This window comes from Enterococcus pseudoavium NBRC 100491, assembly GCF_001544295.1.
GTDB lineage: Bacteria > Bacillota > Bacilli > Lactobacillales > Enterococcaceae > Enterococcus_A > Enterococcus_A pseudoavium.
The window spans coordinates 1-2,869 of sequence record NZ_BCQF01000050.1; the positions used below are offsets into that span (position 1 = coordinate 1).

The following is a 2,869-nucleotide window of genomic DNA, read 5'->3' on the forward strand; positions in this document are numbered from 1 at the left end:
ATCTTGTAAAAAAGCATGAAATTGTACAAAGCTATCTGCTTTATCTAAAACACTAGGAACCAAATCAATCCGTTCTCTTACCTGAATCCATTCAGCTTCTTCTCGTGATTTTAAGTCTGAAGATAATTTATACCCCAACTCAACCAGCCTTCTAGTAACCGCTTGATAAGGCATAGAAGAAAGATCGGCAATTTTAAAAACTAAGCGTTCATCATCTTTTTTAAAATTATTCTTAATATTTTTCAATAGATTACTAGGCAACATTACGACTGCTGCAAAATGATCCGCAGCTCGTTCTTGATCAATTTGCTTTTCGCCTATTGCAATTTCACCCGATTCAAACTGCAAGTGCCATAACTCATGGGCCGCACTATAATAACGGACTCTAAGGGGTTGATTTGTGTTAATTGCGATAATATGCCTTCCATTTAAATGAAGAGCTGCTCCAAAATAACTAGGATCGTCAACACTTTGATATACAAGATAGGCGCGATCTGCCAATATTTGCTCAATATCCCCACCTAAAAAAATCTCTCCACCAACGTTATCCGCTAAAAACTTTACTGCATAAGCTTCTGCTATAGTTTCAGATAAATCCTTCAATTGCGCATCCATCTATTCAAAACACCTACTTTGCTAATAACTGGACAAAATGCTCTGAATCTAATAACAATTGATCCAAGGCGCGTTGCCCATTTTCATTAGATATTTTCCCTCTTAACGAATAAACCAGTTGAGTACAAGTCTTTTGGTCTGAACTAGCCAGTTCAGCAATAGAAAGACCTGTGATTTCTGAAATTTTAATAATATGAGTAGTTTGAAGTTTTCGAGTACCGTTGAAAATTTGACTAATTAAGGATTTAGCCACTCCCATTTGATCGGCTAACCACGCTTGTGAATAATCGTTCTTATCTAACCAATTTTTGACATTCATAATTGTATTCTTATCGCTTCTCATGATATTCACCACCCCTTCATCCTCAGTATAGCACTTTTTGTGAACATTCACAAAAAAACGAATCTCTATTGTGAACGATACTGGTGTCATTTTTTAGCTTAAGGCCCTTTTACTTTACAAATAACTCGTAAAAAATTCACTTCCCTTTACTTTTCGAAAGTAGATTTTGTTGAATAATCTTCTGGATACTCTCTAGAAAGTTATACCCTTTTGGAACTAATGGCGTGTAAAACTCACTAATCACACTCCCACCTGTATCCACATACCCTCGCCCTTTGATTCGTTTCATAAAGAAATTTTTTTCAACCTCACCAAACATCATGGAATACCCAAGCTCGCTCATGCGACCTAAAGCCACACGAAAATTAAACTGATCGCGAATCCCATCTCCTAAATATTTCGCATCCGGTCTTTGACACGCCAGAATCAAAAAGAAACCAGACTGACGACCTAACATCACAATTTGTTTGAGCTTGTTCAAAATTACTGCACTTTCTTTCGTCGTTAACATTTCCATATATGCGACATATTCGTCAAAGATTAAAAAGTTGGGCGGAAGACCAAGATAGGCATAATTCTCTCCTGTTTTGTAGTTTGGCATTTCTTTCATCGCCTTACTACGAGCCATCATGCGTTCATAGAAATCCTCCACACACACCGAAATCTCCTCCTTTTGAGAATACACGTGGGGCATCACTGTTGCCAAATCTGCCAGGTCCGCATTCTTTGGATCAAGGACAAATAGTTCGGCATCAGATTTTAGTAGCGCCTGAATAATCGTGAGTAAGAAATAGGTCTTGCCTCCACCAGTGCCGCCAGCGATTAACATATGCGGCAAGGAATCATAGGCCCACACTTGATTTTTCATCAATCGTAAAGTACCATTTTCTGCCACCACCTCCTCAATCCCAATCCGATTGGCAATCATATCATAAAGCAAGGTATATTCCACATAAGAATCTTTGAGTTCCTTTTCCACTAGTTCACAGTACAGCCCGCTTTCCAATTTCTTTTCCAACTTCAAGAGCTGATCTTGATATTTACCAAGTGAAATTTGAACACGAATGGAAAGTAACCCACCCTTCATCCGATAATAAATTTTGGGGAAATAGCTGATGGTCTCTTTGGTTCGATTATTATTGAGGTCTTTGAAAAAGCCCTCGCTTTGAGTCTGTTTTACTTCATACCAATGGTTTTCTAGAATCATTCGGGCTAGCTTCTGCCTGTGCCACAAACTCCGCCAATGATCGTGAAAAAAGTGAATGTAAAGCAAGAACATGCTTCCTGAAAGTGCTAGACTTCCCAGTAGACGGACTAAGCCCTTCATAGACCAAGCAATTTCAGCTGTGGAAAGGGATAGACTAGAAAAATCTAGCCACCTAAGCTCTTGAAAATAAAAGATGACCATCCAACCAATGAATACAGTGATTAGCCAGCCAAGAACAAAGTGATAAACCAAGTACTGATCTCCTGCTCGTATGCGATGTCCTTTGTATTGCACGTCTCTTTTCACCTCCAATCGAAAGAAGGCCCAATGTGATTTATTGGGCCAAATTCAATGATCATCCCTAATCTTTTGCCACAACAGGAAGTTGCTTGGTTTCTACTAGTTGCTTTAAAAAGTTTTCAATGGCATCCGGCATCTCAACGCCAAGGTCTTCCAAGACGGATTCAGCTTCCCAACATAGGCTTTCATTTACTTCCACAATCATAAAGAATGACTCTTCTTCTCCTAACCAATCCAGTACATCAAAGTCTTCTTCGCTATCGGTATCTTCCACCAATATACCTTGATGCATGATGAGAAACATTTTTTCATCCACTGTCAGAGCTTCATTAACTTGTTTACTAGTCAGTTCTCCTTTACCATATTGATCGAGACAATCTAAAATATGCTCAACATTTATTTCC

General features: G+C 38.7%; 4 protein-coding genes. All 4 read right to left on the bottom strand.

Features of this window, described 5'->3' with window-relative positions:
• Positions 1–615, bottom strand: a 615-nt coding sequence (locus EP1_RS13105; RefSeq protein ID WP_067628285.1) for an ImmA/IrrE family metallo-endopeptidase, incomplete at its 3' end; no start/stop codon positions are given.
• A 13-nt stretch (positions 616–628) separates the two neighbouring features.
• The gene (locus EP1_RS13110; RefSeq protein ID WP_051104514.1) at positions 629–958 is read right to left on the bottom strand and encodes a helix-turn-helix domain-containing protein; all 330 of its coding nucleotides are present in this window, start codon (positions 956–958) and stop codon (positions 629–631) included.
• A gap of 136 nt (positions 959–1,094) precedes the next feature.
• Positions 1,095–2,459, bottom strand: coding sequence for an FtsK/SpoIIIE domain-containing protein (locus tag EP1_RS13115; protein ID WP_010740286.1), 1,365 nt, complete (start codon positions 2,457–2,459; stop codon positions 1,095–1,097).
• 67 nt (positions 2,460–2,526) lie between these two features.
• The coding region (locus EP1_RS13120) for a type II toxin-antitoxin system RelB/DinJ family antitoxin (RefSeq protein ID WP_083507561.1) at positions 2,527–2,869 on the bottom strand (343 nt) is incomplete at its 5' end.

Bases quoted from the DNA above. Each gene is read 5' to 3' on its own strand.
- EP1_RS13110 (WP_051104514.1), bottom strand. From the start codon at position 958: ATGAGAAGCGATAAGAATACAATTATGAATGTCAAAAATTGGTTAGAT.